Below are 17,683 nucleotides of genomic sequence, written 5' to 3'. Positions count from 1 at the left end.
AATGCCAACGGTCATTGACAGCCTGATCGTTACGCTCGGCCTCGATCCCAGCAACTTCGAAAAGGGCCAGAAGAAGCAGGCCGAGGCGTGGCTCAAGACGCGCGACGGGTTCCGTCAGGGCGGCAAGGAGATCGAGGATAGCTCGAAGAAGGCCGCCGAGACGGTCAACCTGATCACCCGGCGCGTGCTCGAACTGTTCGCCGTCGTCACCGGCTCGCAGGCGCTGAGCGAGTTCGTTCGCAAGATCACCAACGCCGATGCTTCGCTTGGCCGCTTCGCCTCGAGTCTGGGTGAATCGCCACAGCGCATCGCTGCCTGGGAGAACGCGGCGGAACGCTTCGGCGGGTCCGCCGATGCGACCGCGTCGACCCTGGAGCGCGTCAACAAGCAGCTCTACGACCTCAACAAGAACGGGCAGGCGTTGCCGCGCGAGTTCTCGCAGCTGCAAGCCTGGACCGGCATGTCGATCGACCCCAATCACGGGCTCGACAAATATCTGTCCGATGTCTCGGCCGCGTTGCAGCGGCTGCACAACATCGACCCGTCGGCGGCCCACAACGTCGCGCAGGCGCTCGGCATCGATCCGGCCACCGAACAGCTCATGTACAAGATGGGCCGTGGCATCGACGCCTATCTCGACAAGCTCGACAAAAGCCTGTCGCCCAGCAATGCGGCGATCGAGTCGGCGCAAAGGCTGCAGGCGAGCTGGGCCGAACTGCTCCAGCACGTCATCGCGCTCGCCAACGCCATCTATGACAAGCTCGGCCCGGTCCTGGTCGAGGCGGCGGACAAGATGTCGGCCTGGATCGACAAGAACCAGGACTGGATCAAGAGCGGCATCGTCGATGCGGTGAAGCGCTTCATCGACTTTCTCAACAAGATCGACTGGAACGCCGTCGGCGCCGGGATGCAGACCTTCGCCACCGGAGCGAAGGACGTGGTCGATGGCCTCGGCGGCATCGTGCACGCGACCGAGATACTGTTCGGCCTTTGGCTCGGATCGAAGTTCCTCCGCGTGCTGGGCAACATGCGCATGCTCGCTGGCGGCGGGGCAGAGGCAGCCGGTGCCGGCGCCGGAGCTGGCATGCTGGGGCTGCTCGGCAAACTATCGCCCTACCTGGCCATGCTGACACTGTCGGGCGATACCCCGAAAAAGGATGGCGGATGGAAGCCTGCTGATTTCGAACTCGACCAGATCACCAAGCTTAAAGGCTGGGATCGGAGCGGTCCGCAAGCGCGCAACCATGCGCACGGTGGCGATACCACTGTCGACGGGAATCCCGTCTCGAGGAGCAATCCGCTTCCTGTCACCATCTCTGACCAGAAAAGCGACAGCGGCGGCTTCTGGAGCAACCTGGTCAGCGGCATCGGCAATCTGTTTGGCGCTGGCGAGCGCAACGCATTTGGCGGCGGGGCTGCCAAGGGCAGCGGTGCCGGTGGCGACGCAATCGGCGGCCCACAAAGCGCATCGCGCGGCACCCGTGGCTGGTGGACGCCTGAGCGGCAGTCGCAGGCCTACCAGATCCTCACGGCTGGCGGGCTGTCAGATGCCGGCGCGCGCGGGCTGGTGTCACGCTGGATGAATGTCGAGGCGGGCGGCGGTCCTGGCACGGTCAACAGCATCGGTGCGACCGGCATGGCGCAATGGCTCGGCCCGCGCAAGGCTCGCCTCATGGCCTTTGCCAAGGCGCGCGGCAAGAACTGGAACGACTTCGACACGCAATTGCAGTTCTCGCTGTCCGAACTCAACGGTCCCGAAAGCGCGGCCGGCCGCGCTCTGCGCAATGCCAGGACCGATGCGCAGGGAGCCACCGGTGCATCGATGTACGAGCGCGCCGAAGGCTACAGCGCCTGGAACGGGATGGACAATTTCACCCGTAAAACCTACCGGGGCATGGCCGGGATCAACACCGGCGCCAAATCGGCCGCACTGTCGAACATCTCCAGCACGCATGGCGCGACGACGTCGAGTAGCTCGGTCGAGAACCATATCGGCAAGGTCGAGGTGAACACCCAGGCGACCGACGCCAATGGCATTGCAGGCGACATCAACGACGCGCTCAACCGCCGGCTCTTCTCGGCGCAGGCAAACTATGGATTGGCGTGATGGCGGGCATTCTGGAACTGTTGGAGAGCGACGCCATCGGCCTGCTGTCGGGATTGTTTCAGCAGCAGTGGGGCATCTTTTTCGGGGGCGTCCCGGTGATCATCGCCGACAATGTAGTCGAGGTTCAATATCGCCAGCAGTGGTCGATCTCTGATTTCCCGGTCGAGCGGGGCGCCTTCGAAAGCTACGACAAGGTCCAAGTCCCCTATGACGCGCGGCTCCGCTTCACCGCCGGCGGATCGCTGGCCAACCGCGAGGCCATGCTGGCGTCGATCGCCGCGGTTGCGGCCGACACCAATCTCTACGACGTGGTGACGCCGGAGGCGGTCTATCTCTCCTGCAACTTCACCCACTACGACTACAGCCGGCGCTCCAATGAGGGCCTTGGGCTCCTGTCGATCGACATCTGGCTGATCGAGGTGCGCGAGGCCGTCAGCCCCGCCATGTCGAACACACAGGATCCGAGCGGCGCTTCCCAGGTCAACGGCGGGACCGTGCAGACGGTGCCGGCGACCGGCGTGCAACTGGCGAAATTCCAGACGTCGTCTGGCTTGCCTGCCGGAGGCCTGTGATGGTGATCATTCCCTTGCAGGCGGTGCCGAACCAGGCGGTCAGCGTGACGCTCGGCGGTCAGGTCTCGCAGATCAGCCTCTACCAGAAAGACACGGGCCTCTTCATTGACCTCTTCGTCGACAACACTCTCGTGATCGGCGGGGTGATCTGCCAGAACCTCAACCGGATCGTGCGCTCGCTCTATCTCGGGTTTTCCGGCGATCTCGTCTTCATCGACAACCAGGGCGACACCGACCCGGTCTTTACCGGGTTGGGGACGCGCTACAGCCTCGCCTATCTGTCGCCGGCCGACCTTCTACCGGGCGAAGGCTGATCACTCGCAGTGCTTGAAACGGTCACCGGCAAAACAGACGTTCATCTGGCGCAGCTGGGCCGACACCTGCTCGCGCTGATCGCAGGCCTTGAGGGTCTGCGGATCGTCGCCTGAGCCGCCACGGCACTGCTCGTTCAAATCGAGATATGTCTTCTCCAGCGCCGCCGGGTTGTGCGCGGCCAGTGCCGGGCTTGCGGTCAAGAGAAGGGCCGCAGTCGCGGCGGCAAGGGCATTCGTCATGATTTCAACCTTGTCTGGGAACTGAGATGGCATTCAGCCAAAAGCGCATTACCGTCGAGTTCGAGCTTGCCAATGGCCAGTTTGAAGGCGGCGGTAACAGCGCGGAAGTTTTCGGCCTACGGGTTTCCTGCAACATCGTGAACGCAGGGCAAGGCTCTGGGCAAGCGGAAATCTCGATCTGGGGTCTCCCGCTCGCACTGATGAACCAGCTATCCACCGTCGGTTCACAGTATCTGCAGATGTACAAGAACGGCATTTCGGTGCTCGCCGGTGACGACGAGACCGGCCAGAACGTCGTGTGGACCGGGACCATCGTCTACGCCTACGTCGACGCGCAGGCGATGCCGGACGTGTGCTTTCGGATCAGCTCCCTGCCGGGCGTCTTCCATGCGGCAAAGCCCATCCCGCCGCTCAGCATCAGGGGCTCGGCCGATGCCTCCCAGATGATGAAAAGCCTGGCCGGGCAGATGGACCTGTCGTTCGAGGACGCGGGCGTCAAGGTCAAGCTCGCCAACCCCTACTATCCCGGCACGGCATGGACGCAGGCGCTGGCAATCGCCCGCGATGGCGCTTTCGACGTCGGCGTCGACCGGGGCACGATGGTGATCACGCCAGCCGGCAAGGCGCGGGACGGCGATGCCGTCCTGATTTCGCCACAAACCGGCATGGTCGGCTATCCGTTCTTCCAGCAGGCGTTTGTCCTGGTGAGGGCGCTCTACAATCCCGCCGTGAAATACCAGGGCAAGGTGCAGATCCAGAGCGATCTCACGCCGGCCAACGGCACGTGGAAAGTCAACCGTATCGAGTATCAGCTGGAGTCGATGATGCCGCACGGAAAGTGGTTCATGCTGCTCGAATGCATCGCCGTCGATGCTGCGGCGCCGGCATGAGCGGGCAAGGGTTTTTCGGCCAGCAAGGCACTTCGGACGACGCCACCGAGATCAACCGGCTGCGCTTCCTGATCCGCCAGGAGATGGCGCAGGTGCGCTCGAACATTCCCGTGAAGATCGTCGCCGTGCACGGCGGCGGCGTCGGCGCGCCGCCCACGGTCGACGTGATGCCGCTGATCAATCAGACAGATGGTCAGGGCAACCAGACGCCCCATGGAACCATCTACGGCGTTGCCACGATGCGGAACCAGGGCGGCACCAACGGGATCATCAACGATCCGAAGGTCGGCGATATCGGCCACATGGCGATTTCGGACCGCGATATCTCGGCGCTGAAAGCCAATGCCGGAGCGCAGTCGAACCCGGGCAGCTTTCGCCGAGGCAACATGTCCGACGGCGTCTACATGGGCACCATCGTCAATCCGGCCAACCAGGACCAGGCCGTCCAGTTCACCGAGGGCGGGATCAAGGTGTTCGACAAGAACGGCCAGATCATCGAGTTTTCGGCGGGCTCCATCACCATCACGACGGCGCAGCTGCGGGTGACCGGGGACGTCATCGCGGGCGCCGGCGGCGAGAACATCAGCCTGCTCAACCATATCCACACCGGCGTCCAGCCGGGTGGCGGAACGTCGGGACCACCGGAGCCGGGAACCTGATGAAGACGCTGCTTCTTGACACCGATGCGTGGGACCTGACGGTTGACGCATCGGGCAACATCGCCGTGGCCGACGAGCCCTATGCGCTGGCGCAGGACGCCGCGAGCGCGATCCGGCTGTTCGTGGACGAACTCTACTACGACACGACGCAGGGCATTCCCTATTTCGAGCAGATCCTGGGCAAGGCGCCGCCGATCGCGCTCATGAAGGCATATTTCAATCGCGCCGCGCTGACAGTGCCCGGTGTCGTCAAGGCGCAGACCTTCATCCTGTCTTTCACCGATCGCATCGTCACCGGCCAAGTGCAGGTGATGGACGCGGCGGGCAACATCACCGCAGCGGGCTTCTGACAAATGGTCGATACCACCAATGTTCCCCCGCCGGTCTTTACCGACAAGGGGTTCGTCATCCCCTCGGCCGCCGCGGTTCTTGCCGGCGTCACGGAAGACATCAACGAAGCCTTCGGCGGCACGCTGAACCCGGCTCTCGACACGCCGCAGGGGCAGCTCGCGAGCAGCGAAGCAGCCGTGATCGACGAGGTCAACGCGACCTTCCTTTTCTACACCAACCAGGTCGATCCGGCTTTCTCCTCGGGCCGCATGCAGGACGCCATTGCGCGTATCTATTTCATCGAGCGCAACCCCGCGCAGCCGACCGTCGTGCAGGCGCTCTGCAATGGATTGCCGCGTGTCTCGATCCCGATCGGCTCGCTGGCGCTGGCCGCCGACGGCAACCAGTATCTGTGCACAGAAGATGGCGTCATCGGCGCCGGTGGCACGGTCACGCTGCCGTTTGAATGCACGGCGGTCGGGCCAATCCCTTGCCCTGCCGGTAGCCTGAGTCAGATTTTTCGGGCGATCCCCGGATGGGACTCGATCAGCAATCCCGACGATGGTGTGCTCGGCAACAACGTCGAGAGCCGAGCCGCTTTCGAGGCCCGGCGCGCTGCCTCTGTCGCGCTGAACTCGCAAGGCTCGCTGCCCTCCGTGCTGGGTGCCGTTCTCGCGGTGCCGAACGTCATCGATGCGTTCGTGACCGAAAACGCCACCAATGCCGTCCAGACCATTAGCGGCGTCGCGCTCTTTGCGAACTCGCTCTATGTCGCCGTGGTCGGCGGCAATGCGGACGACATCGCTCGGGCGATCTGGACGCGGAAGGCGCCGGGCTGCGCTTACAACGGCAATACGTCCGTCACGGTCTTCGACCAGAGCCCCGGCTATGTGCCGCCGTTCCCGGCCTATCAGGTCAGCTTCGAAATCCCCGACCCGCTGGCGATCTTGTTTTCGGTCAACATCGTCAATTCACACCTGGTCCCGGCCGACGCGGCGACGCAAATCCAGAATGCCATCGTCTCGGCCTTTGCCGGGGGCGATGGAGGGCCGCGCGCCAAGATCGGCACCACACTCTTCGCCAGCCGGTTCTACGCGCCTGTCGCGGCCCTTGGCTCCTGGGCGCAGATCATCTCCATCGAGGTCGGCTCGGACAACGATCCTGCCGCAGTCTTCACCGGGCAGATCGTCGGCGCCACCTTGACCGTCACCGAGGTCGCCTCCGGGGCGCTCGCTGTCGGCCAGGTCATTTCCGACACGACGGGGGCCTTGACGGTCGGCACCACGATTACGGCGCTTGGCAGCGGGACCGGCGGCATTGGCACCTACACCGTTTCCAACAACAAGAACGTGCCCAGCCAGAGCATGACGGGGGCAGCGCCCAATCGCTTCGACATCGGTGTCGATATCGACCAGGTGCCGACAATCTCGCCGAACGACATCATCGTAACCCTGAGCTGATCATGGCCGACACCGGACCTCCCTATCCCCGGCCGCCGGCAGGGGTGCCGAATGGCCTTGGCCAGTTCGTCATCGGCGTCAGTCCGCTCGGCGATTTCCCCGCATTCGACGTCTGGCGCACGGTCATCAGCCAGTATGCGAACTCGCCGGTGCTGACGCGGCTCATCACGAACCTGTTCGCCTACCTCGACCAGACCGCCAATTTCGAGGCGTTCTTCGATTTCATCTGGAATGTCGACACCGCACAGGGCTATGGGCTCGACGTGTGGGGCCGCATCGTTGGCGTCAATCGCGTCCTGCAAGTCCCGGTCGGAGATTGGTTCGGGTTCGAGGAAGCGACCCCAGGATCCGATCTCTTCGGGCATGGCGCGTTCTTTTCCGGCGCTCCGCTGACGAGCAATTTTGCCCTTTCGGACGAAGCCTTCCGTCAGCTGATTTTCGCCAAGGCGGCGGCCAACACCACGAACGGCTCGATCCCGGCGATCAACCAGATCCTGCTCGGCCTCTTTCCGCATCGCGGCAATTGCTACGTCACCGAAGGCGGTGATGCGGGGACGTGGTTCGGCTTCGAGGAATCGGCCAACGCCTCAGGCTTCAATCAAGCATCGTTCTATTCGGGCTCGGCGATCGAGACGATGACGATGACCTACACCTTCCAATTCCTGCTCTCCCCCGTCGAACTCGCCATCGTTCAAAATTCCGGCGTTCTGCCGAAGCCTACCGGCGTCGCGGCGTCGGTGGTCATCATCGCTTAGGAAAGCCCCCATGCAGCAATCCGATATCCCTGCCAAATTTCCCCTCTTTTGGGGCGCCAATGCCGGCGGGGGGTTCATTCGAAACATCCCCGTCGGGTCGCAAATCGGCATCAGCAACGGTGCCGCTTCGCTGGCGGATGGCTTTCCGCCGTTGAACTTTCTGCCCGTCGGCTCGGGTGGCGTGCCGCCGTTCGGCCAGGACATGAACGGCATCATGCGGCAGATGACACAGTGGCTGCAGTGGGCCGAGGCCGGCGGCCCGATCACCTACGATGCGTCCTTTCAATCCGAAATTGGAGGCTATCCAAAGGGTGCCGTTGTCGCGTCGGCCGTGACCTTGGGATTGTCGTGGCTGTCGACCGTCGACAACAACGTGACGAACCCCGACACGGGCGGGGCTGGATGGCGGCGGTTCTTCACGTCTGGCGGCCTGATCGCGACGCGAGTTTTCGCCAACAGCGGCGTTTACACGCCCACGCCTGGAACCCAGAGCATTCGCACCATGGTGATTGGTGCGGGAGGCGGCGGCGGTGGCTGTCCGGCCATGGGCGCTCCGCAATTTGCAGCAGGCGGCGGCGGCGCCTCTGGCGGCTGGGCTCAATCGGCTCTCGCTGCTGGTTTTGCAGGTGTCGCCATAACCATTGGAACAGGCGGAGCAGGTGGGATAGGCACAAATGGACAGGGAGGTTCTGTAACCTCGTTCGGTACGCTCATCTCGGTCACCGGTGGTGGCGGCGGCGCTTCCGGTACCCCAACCGGAAATTCATCCACCCAGCAAGGCGGCGGCGGCGGCGTTGCGACCGGCGGCAACTTGATTAATTCCACCGGAAACCCTGGGCAGGCGGCGATCGCGATCGCATCGGTCAATATGGTCAGCGGCGGTGGCGGCGCATCGTACTTGGGCGCTGGCGGCAGGCCCGTGGCTTCAACGACTGCGAACGGAAATCCTGGCGCCGGCCCAGGTGGCGGCGGCAGCGGTGCTGCCGGGGCAAATTCAGGCGCTCAGACGACCGGCGGCGCAGGCGCCAACGGCCTCGTCATCGTTGAAGAATTTGCCTGATCTGATGCCTGCGTAGCGCAGGCCCACACAACACCCTTCTCCCTCTTTTTTGGTCGCGCGCGCGGCGCGCATAGCGTCCCGGGTTCGGCCCGGGCGAAGGATCCCTTATGCTCCGAATTGTTTCGTTCGTGCTCGCTTTGCTCGCGAACTGTTCCATCGCTTTGGCTCAGTCCGCGCCGTCAAATCCGGCAATGACCTATGGCATGGTCCCCACGGTCGGCCAGTGGAACTCCTGGTTCGAGCAAAAGCAGGACGACCTCGGTTTCGTCCCGGTCAATCGCAACGGCGACACGATGCAGGGCAAGCTGATCGTGGCCGCCTCCACGACGAGCACCGCCGGCTTCAGTCTGCCGCCAGGCACGGCTCCAGACGCTCCCGTCGACGGCGATCTCTGGATGACGAGCGATGGCCTGTTCGCCCAGGTCGGCGGGCAGACAATTGGCCCGATCCGCAACGGCAACGTCGCCGGTCCGGCAACAACGGTCGTCGGCGATCTGCCGATCTTCTCGACAACTGACGGCTCGGCCATTGCCGATAGCGGTCAGGCCCTGCCTTTGAGCCCCCTTGTCGGCACGACTGACATTCAGACGCTCACGAACAAGACCCTGACGGCGCCGGTTATCGGTTCCCCAAGCATCACGGGAACGGTGACGGTCGGCGGTGTGGCGATGAATTTCCCGGCATCGGGCCTCATTGCCGGAACGACCGATGTTCAAACGCTGACGAACAAGAGCATCGACGCATCCGAAATAAGCTCTGGCACGCTTGCCAACGCGCGGCTTCCTGTGCCGACGGTGTCGGCCCTTGGCGGTGTGACCTCGAGCAGTGCGCCCGCCAATCAGTTCGCGACGGGCATCAATACATCTGGCGCTGAAACCTATGGGCAACCGACGATCGGCAATCTCGGCAGCATCGCCGCGAATACCTTGGTCGGCAATGCGACCGGGTCGAGCGCAGCGCCGACGGCCCTGACCACGGTCCCGACCGGGCTGACAATTCCGTCCTCAACGCTCTCTGGCATCACCACCTGGAGTGGTCTCGGAAATGGCCAGATCGTCACCAGCCCGAGCGGCGTGACATTCTCCTCGCCGATCTTCGACGGCATCGCAGCCGGCATGAACGGCAACGGAACCTTCGACAATACGACGGTCTTCCAGGCTCTCCTGACGACCGTTGGAACGAGCGGTGGGCAGGTTCGTCTGGCTTGCGGCCACTATAAGATTTCAAGCGCCCTCGCCACGACGATCGCGGCCGGCAAATCGCTGTTGCTGGCCGGAGCTGGCCAGGACTGCACGTACCTCGATTTTCCGTCTGCCGCCGGCAGCACGTGGACCTTTAGTGGAGTTGCGTCGTCGCTTCATGTCCGCGACATGACCGTCACAACGGCCACCACGGCGACGGGCACGGCCTTTACGCTGACGCAGAGCGCCCCGTCCGCCAATCCAGCAAATGCAGCGGATAGCGACTTCACCAATGTCACCTTGCGGGGCTCGGACGGCTACGCAGCCTCTGACTATTGGGCGACTGGCATCAGGGTCAACGGTGTTTCGTCGATCAACTTCTACGGTGTTTTGGTGCCAGGCACGGGCGCCCTTGCGGGGAATGGTGTTGATCTCGAGGGGCTTCCGTCCTCGACGGCTTGCGCGGGCGGTCCGTGTTTCGGAGTTCAATACAACTTCGTAAACTGCACGTTCAATTTCGGAAATATTGGGATCACCTACGGCAGCTTCGTCCAAGGCGTTGCTATCGCAAATTCGAACTTTACCGGCGGTCACTTCGGCATCGCCTCGAACGCCAGCGAGACCGGCACTCTGGACCAGCTGAGTGTAGTGAACAGTCAGTTCGCCGCCTCAAATGCAGGCCTCGACTTCAACACGGTCGTTTCCGGCGTGATGGTAACGTCCAGTGTTTTCATTACACCGGCTTCTGGTGCACAGGCTATCCTAGGCACGATGAACGAGTTTTCGATCGTCGGAAATCAGTTTGTAGCCGCTACGATCTCTTCGACTATCGCCGTTCAAATCTCCAGCGTCAGCAACAACGGCATAGTTACCGGCAACACTTTCACGACTTTCGGAACAGCCGTGACGATTGGTGCCACTACAGCGAATATCAGCGTGCAGTCGAACATCTACAACGCCAACACGACCAACACGTCGCCATCCGCATCGACCGGCAACGTCAAGATTGGCGGTGGATCAGCGTGATCAAGCGCGGCGGCCTCGCATAGGCGAACTGAGATACCCAGCGACGAGCTGGGTTCTCGATGAGCCTATAAGAGAGCCACGCCACGACAGTGGTGCCGATCACCGCAACGCAGATGAACAGGTGCGGGCTCGTCTTGAAAATGGGCAACTGCCGCAGGACGAAATGGACCGGCATGTGCAGCAGATAAACGGAATAGCTGATCATCCCGGTGAAGGCGGCAACTCGGCTGCCCAGCACAATGGCTGCCCAACGCGAATTGACGACGAGCAGGACCGTGGTTGGCACTAGCAGCAGATACACTGGTGAGTTCCAAACTCCTGTCTCTCTGACACCCATGGCGTCGGCAAATTTTGGCATGGCAAGCATCAGAACTATGAATGCTGGAACGACGAGAAACTCTATCAGGCGCGAGTAGGGCACCGTGATCACGGATAGCAGAAGGCCGGCGGCGAAGAACGGCAGGAAAAAGGTGAACAGGTCGTTCGTCGGTATCCAGGACGCCGCGCCCGTGGCGCAAGCGACTACCAAGAGAAGCATTGCCGCCGTTCCGGCTCTGCTGAAAGCCCACCAAATGAGGGGGAAAAGGGCGTAGAACTGCACCTCAACCGGGATTGTCCAGAGCACGTTTGTTCCGCGCCAGAAAAGGAGATGAGCCCATATGGTGGGGGGGTCGACGTAATAGAGCGGCCAGACGTCTTTCCGGGTCAAAAAGAGCACCAGGCTCACGATCACGACAACGTAATAAAGGGGCACCACTCGGGCAAAGCGCTTGACGTAGAAGGCCCTCACGGCCTCTTTCGTGAACGGCGTCTTCATATACAGCTCGCCCATGAGAAAGCCGGATATCACAAAGAACAGCATCACGCCGACCTGGCCGGCAGCCGCCATAACATTGGTCGGATAGGGCGTGCTGATATAGTGGGAAACGACAACCAGATAGGCCGCCACGCCTCGAAGCCCGTCGAGTGCCGTGTATCTCTGGATTGTTTGGGGGGGCATTGACTTCGAATACTTTCACTTTCCGTGCTCTTTATCTGACGGCTGGCGCCCAAGCAATCGCGCCTGATATGCTGGCCCACTACTTGCTCCACTCTGGCTGTTGAAGAAATCGAGTCCGGCCTGCTGGCGCGACTACTTGCGCCACCAATCAAAATCCGAACCTTCATGACCTGCCCGCGAGGGCGGAAAGGACTGACCATGGACACCACGTTCAGGGGCGCTGTCGTGCGCCTGTCCGACACCGATCTGCCTCGCATCGGGTACGGCATCGGTGTCGGCGAGGATGAGCTGCATGCCTTCCTCGACGTCGAGACGTCTGGCGGCGGCTATGACAGCCAGGGCCGGCCGAAGATGCTGCGCGAGACCTATCACTTCTACAAGAACCTGCCGGCGGCCAAGCGCGCCGAAGCGCTCAAAGCCGGTCTCGCCACGACCAGCTGGGCCAACAACTATCCGCAGGACAGCTATCCCGACCTGTTGCGCATGATCGCCATCGATGAGACGGCGGCGCTCATGTCCTGCTCTTGGGGCATCGGCCAGGTGATGGGCGAGAACCACATCGCCGCTGGCTACGACACCGTGCAGGCCATGGTCGCCGACATGGTCAACGGCGGCGAGGCGGCCCAGCTGCAGGCAGCCGTTAATTTCATCAAGGCCGAGCATCTGGACGACGAACTGCGCACCCACCAATGGGCGGCCTTCGCGCGCGGCTACAACGGCTCCGGCTATGCCAGGAACCACTACGACACCAAGCTCGCCGCGCGGTTCAAGTGGTGGCAGGGCAAGCCCGACACGCCGTGGTCCCCGATGCCAGCGAACGCCAATATCTGCCAGTCCTGCGGCAATGCGGTGGCGGCCTGACCAATCCGCGCCGGCCGGTCGCCGGCAATCACGACAAGGAGAAGACCGATGACGGTCCGAGCAATGTTCTACGTCACCGAAATGCACCACCGCGTCACGGGAGACCCGTCGGCGGTGAACGTCCAGATCAAGCTGAGTGCCGCTTTCGGCACCTATCTGAAGGGCTTGCCTGAGGGCAACCGTGACTGGTCCAAGTACACCCCGTCTGGCGATCTTTCGATCACGATCACCAATCCTGCTGCCATCGAGCAATTCGAACTCGGCGAAGTCTACTCGCTGACGTTCGAAAAGGCCGAAAAGGCCCCGGCAGCATAAGCGTACCCCGAGCCCGGCCGGGACGAGCCGGGCACCCCCCAACGAAGGAAACTCTCATGAAACTGCTGTTTGCGGCAGCGGCGATGCTCGCGCTCGCCGGCTGCGCCAATATCACCAGCGCGATCGACACCGTCACGCAGGCCCAGGTCTCGCCCGCCGCGGTCTCGATCGCCGTCAACGCGTTCGATGCCGTGAAGGTCACGGCCAAGAACTATGTCGTCTTTTGCACGCCCGTCCCGGCGCCGGTCGGCTGCAACGACACTGTCATCCAGACCCAGCTCGATCCGGCAATCAAGGCCGGCACCACGGCGCGCAACTCGCTTGAGGACTTCCTGGCCTCGCATCCCGGCGAGCTTGGCGATGCTGGCGTCTATGACGCGCTGAAGACCGCCACCGACACCATCCAACAGATCGTCTCGGCCTTCCACGGCTGAACATCGAACTTTCAAGGAGACACCCCATGAACTGGTCCGCCTTTGCTGCCCTGCTGCAGACCCTGCTGTCGCTGATCCCGATGATCACCAGCTCGGCCAAGATCAACGAGATCATCACCCAGCTGATCAACATCATCCCCGTCGCTGTCCAGGAGGCGCAGGACGTCGTGCCCCTGATCCGAAACATCATCGCCGCGCTGTCGAACAGCAGCTCGGTCACGCCTGACCAGGTGGCGGCGCTCAAGGCCCTCGATGCCGAGATCGACGCCTCCTATGACGCCGCGCGCGCTGCTTACCTGGCAGCGCGCAAAAACCCTCAGACGCCGGCGGCGCAGTAGCGTTTGCCGGCGTTTCTCAAATCTCGAAGGGACTGGCTTCCATGAACTTGCTGAACACCAACACGCTGCACAACGCGCTCAACGTGCTGATCTGGCTTCCCACGGCGATCGCAGGCTTCCTGACCGCCACGGGATGCACGACGCTCGCGAACGGCGGCTTCGACTGCGCCGCTTCGTGGCTCCCGCCGCAGGACGCGTTGTGGATCGCCGCCGGGGCCGGCTTCATCAAGACGCTCGTCAATCTGCAGCGCGACGGCCTGTCGGGCCTGATCAAGCCGCAGCCGCCGGTGAAGTAATGCACTGTGGCGCCAGCTCTTCCGGGGCCGGCGCCATCCAATCATCAAAGCGCAGATCCGGTGAACAGATGACATCGAAGCTTGACGATATCTCGGAGGCCATTGGCAGCCTGCGTGCGGAAGTGGCGGCATTGCGCCGCGACTTCACCGACAGCACACGTCGAGCGGATAATCATCGGGCCTCAATCCATAGGCGTGTTGACGACCTGGTGCATGATGTCGGCGAGGCAAAAACCAGCATCGAGACGATGAAGGCCGATGTCACCGACAGCAAAGAGATCACCGACGAGTTCAAGGAATGGAAGCAGCGCGGCATCGGCGCCCTGTTCGTGGCGGGGATCGCCGGCACCGCAGTCGGCGGCACTGTCGTCGGCTTCATCGCCTACTGGTGGGACATCATCATGAAGGTGCTGCGCACCGCCTGATCTTGCCCATATCGTTTCCAGTCCCCCATCAGCTTCGGGCGGTGGGTTTTTTTTGCGTTTCAACGCTGTTTCGATCCCTATGCAGCAGGCGCGGCCTTGGCTACAGCCTTAGCTTCCGCCTTCGCAGCTTTTGCTTCGGCCTTGGCCGCAATTTTAGCCTGCTTGACCCTCCAGGCCTCAACACGCTGATGCTCGCGCAGATCGTCGGCCATGATGCGCAGATGCTTCTCGATCAGCAGCAGCGCCGCCAGACCGCCACAGAATATCGCAGCGACGCCGACGCCGACTATAGCGCCGATGGCTGTGGCGTTGGGATTGTTGGGCAAGAGTATCGTGCCCATCGCAACGCCAGTCAGTATCAGGACTATGGCGACGACGCCGTTGATCAATCCGAGAATGCTTACCAGTAGACGGCTCATGAATTTCCCCTTGCTGGTTGATCCCAGCACTCCAGATGTTGCCCGCCTGTGGAAAAGCGGGCTTTTTGCATTTTAGATGCAACTAATGTTCCGATCCCGCGTTTCTACAGTGGCCAGCTAAAGTCCCTACTGGCCGTTTTTCCAAGCCCGTCACCTGATCCTAGGTGGCGGGCTTTTTGCGCCCTAAAGCGGCCGGCCGGCGCGCATCATGGCCCGCGCAATTGCATCCATCATCGGCGCGCCTTCCGCCAACCCGCTGCCCTGGCCTCGGCCTCGCTGCAGAACCACCGCTCGCCGAATTCCGGCCGGATGATCGTCTGGGAATAGTACCTCTGGCCCGGCACATGGTAGATGTACTCGCCGGTCTCGATGGAAATATTCCCCTTGATATCGCAGCTGCCCGAGCCGGTAGTGGCGCCCTCGGTTGCGCCGGCAGGTACCCAACCCGCTGGCGCGAGATCGACAATTCCAAGACTGCTACGGTTCGCAGTCAGAAAGACGGCCAGGGGAACCAGCACAATCGCAAAGAGGTATTCAAGTCGCCAGAAACGGCGGCGCCGCCGCTTCCCAGCGCGCTCTCGCCACTGGTTGGCCTGGTCAGCACCTCGATGACGGCGGACTTCTTTGCCCACGCCCCTTCTCCCCTTGGGGAGAATGCTTCCATTGCGCGCAAGAGTCTAGAAGCCTAACAGGCCAGCGCGATGCCAACAGCTGTGCCGAGCCTGGGCGATGGCGTAGGACGGTCTTGGCGACACAGGCCGAAATCGATCGCCTTCTGACGGCAGCGGAGGCGCTGGCGGGGCCAGCAGTCAGCTCGTCAAGGTGTTGCTAATATACAGCACAGGCGGGGCTATACGAACGGCCTCGTGCCGAACCGCTTCCAACGGCTGCCCGTAAGCGTCAAAATGACGACGCCAACGACTCGAGGCGACGAAGATGAACACGCGGCAAAACACAAAAACTATTGAGTTGTGCAGTCTTTTAGCCGTTCCGTTGTCACTTCTCATCACGGTGCTGCTCGCTGGAATGATCCTTGGCTAGCCGGCCGGTGGGAGGTGGAGTCATGCACGCGCTGCCACGCAATATCGATGCCGACGTGGTGCTGGCCATTGGGCGGATGCTCGACGACCATGCAAAACTCGCGTCGGTCTCGCTCGCGGATTCGGTGGAGCAAATCCGCGGAGCTCAGACGACCTCGCTTGCTGACTTTGAGATCGAGGAACTTGTGATCGAGATGGCTGCGTCTCGCGGCCTCGCTGTTCTGCTCGATCGGACAGCAAGATAAGACGCTCGGAACCGAAAAGGCTTGAGGCCTTGTTGAAGACGGTCAGGGATATCACCGGCAAGGATGCGCCGTTCCTTTCGGCAGCGAGGGGTTTGGATGGAGCGGCCCGGCACCCCTGTTGTTGGGGTGCGGGCTAGGGCGCCGGGCCTAACCGGCGGGGTGTGCTCGCGAGGAACATCGCCGGCAGCTGGAAACCTTATGCGCTTCAGCTAATCTAAGTGAAGCACGTTAGTTGCCCCTGCTCGACTAAATGCAACCGTGCCGTCGTCTTTGCGTATTTCCACCGCTACGATACCGTCATCCTGCTTCCGAGCGGGATGGTCGCAAAGACGTGGTCCCTCGCAGCCTTTTCGGCATCAAATGGCGTCTTTTCAACGACGCCCTGTTTCCCATACCAAATCACTGTGTAGCCCACCGCTGCGATGCTGCTTTACTCAGCCGACCCGTTGTCGGGATAAAATGAGGCGCTCGGGAAGCACTGCATCGACCAGCCGGCTGGCGTTGGTTGCTTCTGATATTCGGCGATAGCGGCTGCACACTTTTCACGGGTGTCGAAGGTGCTCGGCATAACAACCATTCCGCCTTGCGGACCGGCGATTACTAGATACCAGATGAACGCTGCGGTCGAAGCCATGAGAATTTCCTCGTCAGATAGGATTCTGGAGCAGCGCATCTGGCCGTCAAGAGGATGCTAATATGCGAGACAGCGACCTCACAGAGCGCCCTGGCTGCGGCTGGTAACGCTGGCGTCCAGGCGAAACGCGCTCTGGCGGGGCTCCGGGAGGTCGAGCTTTCTCTTAAGCGGCCCAGCGGCCGTAGGCGTGGGCTGGGGGGCGGCCACCGGGCCTGACCGGCGGCAATCGGCGTCGCCGGCTGGGGAAGACTGTAGGCCGACCAAGCATTACTGCTAACTTGGTAATGTGGATGCGACATGCGCGGCCCTACTTCCATTGCAGGTGCCGCTTACCCCCAATCTCCAAGTTGATCAAACGACACTTGCTCCTTTAGCCTACCAAGATGTTCGCGCTCGTAGCTCAATCAGGTGCGCACTCGGCAGGGGGCAATTGGGGCCTCGCCGCTTCGCGAATGGAGCGGCGGGCTTTTTCATTTAGGGCCGAGACAGAAGGTTCGCTGCAGGGAGGGGTGCCATGCGAGAATTGCCGTCTAACGTCGATGCAGATGCCGTGATTGAAGTCGGCCGTTACCTGGATGATCACGCGAAAACCACGCCAGTTTCGATATCAGAGGCGCTACGCGTCGTTAGACGTCGCGCGCCCACAACTTGTCCCGGCGATGGGTGGCTGGAGGAGCTGATTGTAGAAAGCGCCGCGACCAGAAAGCTCGCCCTCTTGTTGGACAACCACAATTAAGGGCGCCGGGCCGGCCAAGCAAACCGCTGCTGACCCCAGTCAAAGCTGGGCTTTCCTTCGTCGGGCTATTGGCAACGGAGAAGCGTCAACTCTCACAGTTTCTTCGGAGATCCGCTTGTAAGGTAGGCCGTCCTCGGACCAGCATTGCCGACGCTACCAGCATCGTGGCCAACGGGCCTGCCAAAAACTTCTCCACTTTGGTCCCTTCCGACCAGGGTGGTACATTAGCCACAGTTAATATTTATCGGCAATATCATCTTGCGCCAATCGCAAAGGTGTCCCGTAATGGCTCAGTAGGGTTGGCACCGCAATTGCACTGTCAGCAATGCCGGGTCCAACACACCAC

23 protein-coding genes are annotated in these 17,683 nt (G+C 62.0%); 18 read left to right on the top strand and 5 right to left on the bottom strand.

Annotated features, from left to right (window positions below):
* The first annotated feature begins 1 nt into the window (after position 1).
* The 3 genes from AC1RZR_RS00115 to AC1RZR_RS00105 are packed head-to-tail and all read left to right on the top strand — an operon-like array spanning position 2 to position 2,993.
* The gene (locus tag AC1RZR_RS00115; RefSeq protein WP_481827259.1) at positions 2 to 2,107 is read left to right on the top strand and encodes a phage tail tip lysozyme; all 2,106 of its coding nucleotides are present in this window, start codon (positions 2 to 4) and stop codon (positions 2,105 to 2,107) included.
* Positions 2,107 to 2,679 carry a hypothetical protein gene (locus AC1RZR_RS00110; protein WP_481827258.1) on the top strand — a complete coding sequence of 191 codons (573 nt, stop codon included), beginning with the start codon at positions 2,107 to 2,109 and terminating at the stop codon, positions 2,677 to 2,679. The genes AC1RZR_RS00115 and AC1RZR_RS00110 overlap by 1 nt, the downstream gene beginning before the upstream one ends.
* Positions 2,679 to 2,993, top strand: a complete 315-nt coding sequence (locus AC1RZR_RS00105; protein ID WP_481827257.1) for a phage baseplate plug family protein — start codon at positions 2,679 to 2,681, stop codon at positions 2,991 to 2,993. Before AC1RZR_RS00110 ends, AC1RZR_RS00105 begins: the two co-directional genes overlap by 1 nt.
* Here the strand turns inward: AC1RZR_RS00105 and AC1RZR_RS00100 are convergent, their stop codons facing one another.
* Positions 2,994 to 3,233, bottom strand: a complete 240-nt coding sequence (locus AC1RZR_RS00100; protein ID WP_481827256.1) for a hypothetical protein — start codon at positions 3,231 to 3,233, stop codon at positions 2,994 to 2,996. It abuts the gene before it with no gap.
* A gap of 26 nt (positions 3,234 to 3,259) precedes the next feature.
* Between AC1RZR_RS00100 and AC1RZR_RS00095 the strand changes: the two genes are divergently transcribed.
* The 7 genes from AC1RZR_RS00095 to AC1RZR_RS00065 all read left to right on the top strand — a co-directional run bounded on the left by AC1RZR_RS00095 (position 3,260) and on the right by AC1RZR_RS00065 (position 10,594).
* Positions 3,260 to 4,123 carry a baseplate hub protein gene (locus AC1RZR_RS00095; RefSeq protein WP_481827255.1) on the top strand — a complete coding sequence of 288 codons (864 nt, stop codon included), beginning with the start codon at positions 3,260 to 3,262 and terminating at the stop codon, positions 4,121 to 4,123.
* The gene (locus AC1RZR_RS00090; protein ID WP_481827254.1) at positions 4,120 to 4,782 is read left to right on the top strand and encodes a hypothetical protein; all 663 of its coding nucleotides are present in this window, start codon (positions 4,120 to 4,122) and stop codon (positions 4,780 to 4,782) included. Before AC1RZR_RS00095 ends, AC1RZR_RS00090 begins: the two co-directional genes overlap by 4 nt.
* Positions 4,782 to 5,132, top strand: coding sequence for a contractile injection system sheath initiator (locus tag AC1RZR_RS00085; RefSeq protein WP_481827253.1), 351 nt, complete (start codon positions 4,782 to 4,784; stop codon positions 5,130 to 5,132). Before AC1RZR_RS00090 ends, AC1RZR_RS00085 begins: the two co-directional genes overlap by 1 nt.
* Before the next feature lie 3 nt (positions 5,133 to 5,135).
* Complete coding sequence (locus AC1RZR_RS00080; protein WP_481827252.1) at positions 5,136 to 6,572, top strand: baseplate J/gp47 family protein; 1,437 nt, start codon at positions 5,136 to 5,138, stop codon at positions 6,570 to 6,572.
* 2 nt (positions 6,573 to 6,574) lie between these two features.
* Positions 6,575 to 7,327 carry a DUF2612 domain-containing protein gene (locus AC1RZR_RS00075; protein ID WP_481827251.1) on the top strand — a complete coding sequence of 251 codons (753 nt, stop codon included), beginning with the start codon at positions 6,575 to 6,577 and terminating at the stop codon, positions 7,325 to 7,327.
* Positions 7,328 to 7,337: 10 nt separating this feature from the next.
* Entirely contained in the window at positions 7,338 to 8,387 is a 1,050-nt protein-coding gene (locus AC1RZR_RS00070) for a glycine-rich domain-containing protein (protein ID WP_481827250.1), read from the top strand.
* A gap of 107 nt (positions 8,388 to 8,494) precedes the next feature.
* On the top strand, positions 8,495 to 10,594 hold the full coding sequence (locus tag AC1RZR_RS00065; protein WP_481827249.1) for a hypothetical protein: 2,100 nt from the start codon (positions 8,495 to 8,497) through the stop codon (positions 10,592 to 10,594).
* Here AC1RZR_RS00065 and AC1RZR_RS00060 read toward each other — a convergent pair.
* The gene (locus AC1RZR_RS00060; protein ID WP_481827248.1) at positions 10,569 to 11,594 is read right to left on the bottom strand and encodes an acyltransferase family protein; all 1,026 of its coding nucleotides are present in this window, start codon (positions 11,592 to 11,594) and stop codon (positions 10,569 to 10,571) included. The two genes, AC1RZR_RS00065 and AC1RZR_RS00060, sit on opposite strands and share 26 nt — an antisense overlap.
* A 198-nt stretch (positions 11,595 to 11,792) precedes the next feature.
* Here AC1RZR_RS00060 and AC1RZR_RS00055 point away from each other — a divergent pair, with 198 nt between their 5' ends.
* From AC1RZR_RS00055 to AC1RZR_RS00030, 6 genes are all read left to right on the top strand, one after another.
* Positions 11,793 to 12,455, top strand: coding sequence for an N-acetylmuramidase family protein (locus AC1RZR_RS00055; RefSeq protein WP_481827247.1), 663 nt, complete (start codon positions 11,793 to 11,795; stop codon positions 12,453 to 12,455).
* 48 nt (positions 12,456 to 12,503) lie between these two features.
* A complete protein-coding gene (locus AC1RZR_RS00050; protein WP_477279641.1) occupies positions 12,504 to 12,770 on the top strand; it encodes a hypothetical protein in 267 nt (88 codons plus the stop codon).
* A gap of 56 nt (positions 12,771 to 12,826) precedes the next feature.
* The gene (locus tag AC1RZR_RS00045) at positions 12,827 to 13,204 is read left to right on the top strand and encodes a hypothetical protein (protein ID WP_481827246.1); all 378 of its coding nucleotides are present in this window, start codon (positions 12,827 to 12,829) and stop codon (positions 13,202 to 13,204) included.
* Between the two features lie 26 nt (positions 13,205 to 13,230).
* Complete coding sequence (locus AC1RZR_RS00040) at positions 13,231 to 13,542, top strand: hypothetical protein (RefSeq protein ID WP_481827245.1); 312 nt, start codon at positions 13,231 to 13,233, stop codon at positions 13,540 to 13,542.
* Between the two features lie 41 nt (positions 13,543 to 13,583).
* Positions 13,584 to 13,838, top strand: coding sequence for a hypothetical protein (locus AC1RZR_RS00035; RefSeq protein WP_481827244.1), 255 nt, complete (start codon positions 13,584 to 13,586; stop codon positions 13,836 to 13,838).
* 68 nt (positions 13,839 to 13,906) lie between these two features.
* Positions 13,907 to 14,263 carry a DUF1515 family protein gene (locus tag AC1RZR_RS00030; RefSeq protein ID WP_481827243.1) on the top strand — a complete coding sequence of 119 codons (357 nt, stop codon included), beginning with the start codon at positions 13,907 to 13,909 and terminating at the stop codon, positions 14,261 to 14,263.
* 77 nt (positions 14,264 to 14,340) lie between these two features.
* On the opposite strand, the gene AC1RZR_RS00025 is transcribed toward AC1RZR_RS00030, so the two are convergent.
* Both AC1RZR_RS00025 and AC1RZR_RS00020 read right to left on the bottom strand, forming a co-directional pair.
* Positions 14,341 to 14,712 (bottom strand): hypothetical protein, encoded by a 372-nt coding sequence (locus tag AC1RZR_RS00025; protein WP_481827242.1) that lies wholly within the window; start codon positions 14,710 to 14,712, stop codon positions 14,341 to 14,343.
* Between the two features lie 200 nt (positions 14,713 to 14,912).
* The gene (locus AC1RZR_RS00020) at positions 14,913 to 15,314 is read right to left on the bottom strand and encodes a sunset domain-containing protein (RefSeq protein ID WP_481827241.1); all 402 of its coding nucleotides are present in this window, start codon (positions 15,312 to 15,314) and stop codon (positions 14,913 to 14,915) included.
* Positions 15,315 to 15,745: 431 nt separating this feature from the next.
* Here AC1RZR_RS00020 and AC1RZR_RS00015 point away from each other — a divergent pair, with 431 nt between their 5' ends.
* Positions 15,746 to 15,967, top strand: coding sequence for a hypothetical protein (locus AC1RZR_RS00015; RefSeq protein ID WP_481827240.1), 222 nt, complete (start codon positions 15,746 to 15,748; stop codon positions 15,965 to 15,967).
* 430 nt (positions 15,968 to 16,397) lie between these two features.
* Here the strand turns inward: AC1RZR_RS00015 and AC1RZR_RS00010 are convergent, their stop codons facing one another.
* On the bottom strand, positions 16,398 to 16,601 hold the full coding sequence (locus AC1RZR_RS00010) for a hypothetical protein (protein ID WP_481827239.1): 204 nt from the start codon (positions 16,599 to 16,601) through the stop codon (positions 16,398 to 16,400).
* 514 nt (positions 16,602 to 17,115) lie between these two features.
* Here AC1RZR_RS00010 and AC1RZR_RS00005 point away from each other — a divergent pair.
* On the top strand, positions 17,116 to 17,337 hold the full coding sequence (locus tag AC1RZR_RS00005; RefSeq protein WP_481827238.1) for a hypothetical protein: 222 nt from the start codon (positions 17,116 to 17,118) through the stop codon (positions 17,335 to 17,337).
* Positions 17,338 to 17,683: the final 346 nt, after the last annotated feature.

It is taken from the genome of Mesorhizobium bavaricum, from assembly GCF_056781655.1.
Note: the sequence above shows the minus strand (reverse complement) of the source record. Positions and strands in the feature narration are given on the sequence as shown.

Bases quoted from the DNA above. Each gene is read 5' to 3' on its own strand.
- AC1RZR_RS00045 (WP_481827246.1), top strand. From the start codon at position 12,827: ATGAAACTGCTGTTTGCGGCAGCGGCGATGCTCGCGCTCGCCGGCTGC.
- AC1RZR_RS00085 (WP_481827253.1), top strand. From the start codon at position 4,782: ATGAAGACGCTGCTTCTTGACACCGATGCGTGGGACCTGACGGTTGAC.
- AC1RZR_RS00110 (WP_481827258.1), top strand. From the start codon at position 2,107: ATGGCGGGCATTCTGGAACTGTTGGAGAGCGACGCCATCGGCCTGCTG.
- AC1RZR_RS00070 (WP_481827250.1), top strand. From the start codon at position 7,338: ATGCAGCAATCCGATATCCCTGCCAAATTTCCCCTCTTTTGGGGCGCC.
- AC1RZR_RS00080 (WP_481827252.1), top strand. From the start codon at position 5,136: ATGGTCGATACCACCAATGTTCCCCCGCCGGTCTTTACCGACAAGGGG.
- AC1RZR_RS00005 (WP_481827238.1), top strand. From the start codon at position 17,116: ATGCGAGAATTGCCGTCTAACGTCGATGCAGATGCCGTGATTGAAGTC.
- AC1RZR_RS00060 (WP_481827248.1), bottom strand. From the start codon at position 11,594: ATGCCCCCCCAAACAATCCAGAGATACACGGCACTCGACGGGCTTCGA.
- AC1RZR_RS00095 (WP_481827255.1), top strand. From the start codon at position 3,260: ATGGCATTCAGCCAAAAGCGCATTACCGTCGAGTTCGAGCTTGCCAAT.
- AC1RZR_RS00105 (WP_481827257.1), top strand. From the start codon at position 2,679: ATGGTGATCATTCCCTTGCAGGCGGTGCCGAACCAGGCGGTCAGCGTG.
- AC1RZR_RS00090 (WP_481827254.1), top strand. From the start codon at position 4,120: ATGAGCGGGCAAGGGTTTTTCGGCCAGCAAGGCACTTCGGACGACGCC.
- AC1RZR_RS00100 (WP_481827256.1), bottom strand. From the start codon at position 3,233: ATGACGAATGCCCTTGCCGCCGCGACTGCGGCCCTTCTCTTGACCGCA.
- AC1RZR_RS00115 (WP_481827259.1), top strand. From the start codon at position 2: ATGCCAACGGTCATTGACAGCCTGATCGTTACGCTCGGCCTCGATCCC.
- AC1RZR_RS00040 (WP_481827245.1), top strand. From the start codon at position 13,231: ATGAACTGGTCCGCCTTTGCTGCCCTGCTGCAGACCCTGCTGTCGCTG.
- AC1RZR_RS00075 (WP_481827251.1), top strand. From the start codon at position 6,575: ATGGCCGACACCGGACCTCCCTATCCCCGGCCGCCGGCAGGGGTGCCG.
- AC1RZR_RS00030 (WP_481827243.1), top strand. From the start codon at position 13,907: ATGACATCGAAGCTTGACGATATCTCGGAGGCCATTGGCAGCCTGCGT.
- AC1RZR_RS00055 (WP_481827247.1), top strand. From the start codon at position 11,793: ATGGACACCACGTTCAGGGGCGCTGTCGTGCGCCTGTCCGACACCGAT.
- AC1RZR_RS00015 (WP_481827240.1), top strand. From the start codon at position 15,746: ATGCACGCGCTGCCACGCAATATCGATGCCGACGTGGTGCTGGCCATT.
- AC1RZR_RS00050 (WP_477279641.1), top strand. From the start codon at position 12,504: ATGACGGTCCGAGCAATGTTCTACGTCACCGAAATGCACCACCGCGTC.
- AC1RZR_RS00035 (WP_481827244.1), top strand. From the start codon at position 13,584: ATGAACTTGCTGAACACCAACACGCTGCACAACGCGCTCAACGTGCTG.
- AC1RZR_RS00065 (WP_481827249.1), top strand. From the start codon at position 8,495: ATGCTCCGAATTGTTTCGTTCGTGCTCGCTTTGCTCGCGAACTGTTCC.
- AC1RZR_RS00010 (WP_481827239.1), bottom strand. From the start codon at position 16,601: ATGGCTTCGACCGCAGCGTTCATCTGGTATCTAGTAATCGCCGGTCCG.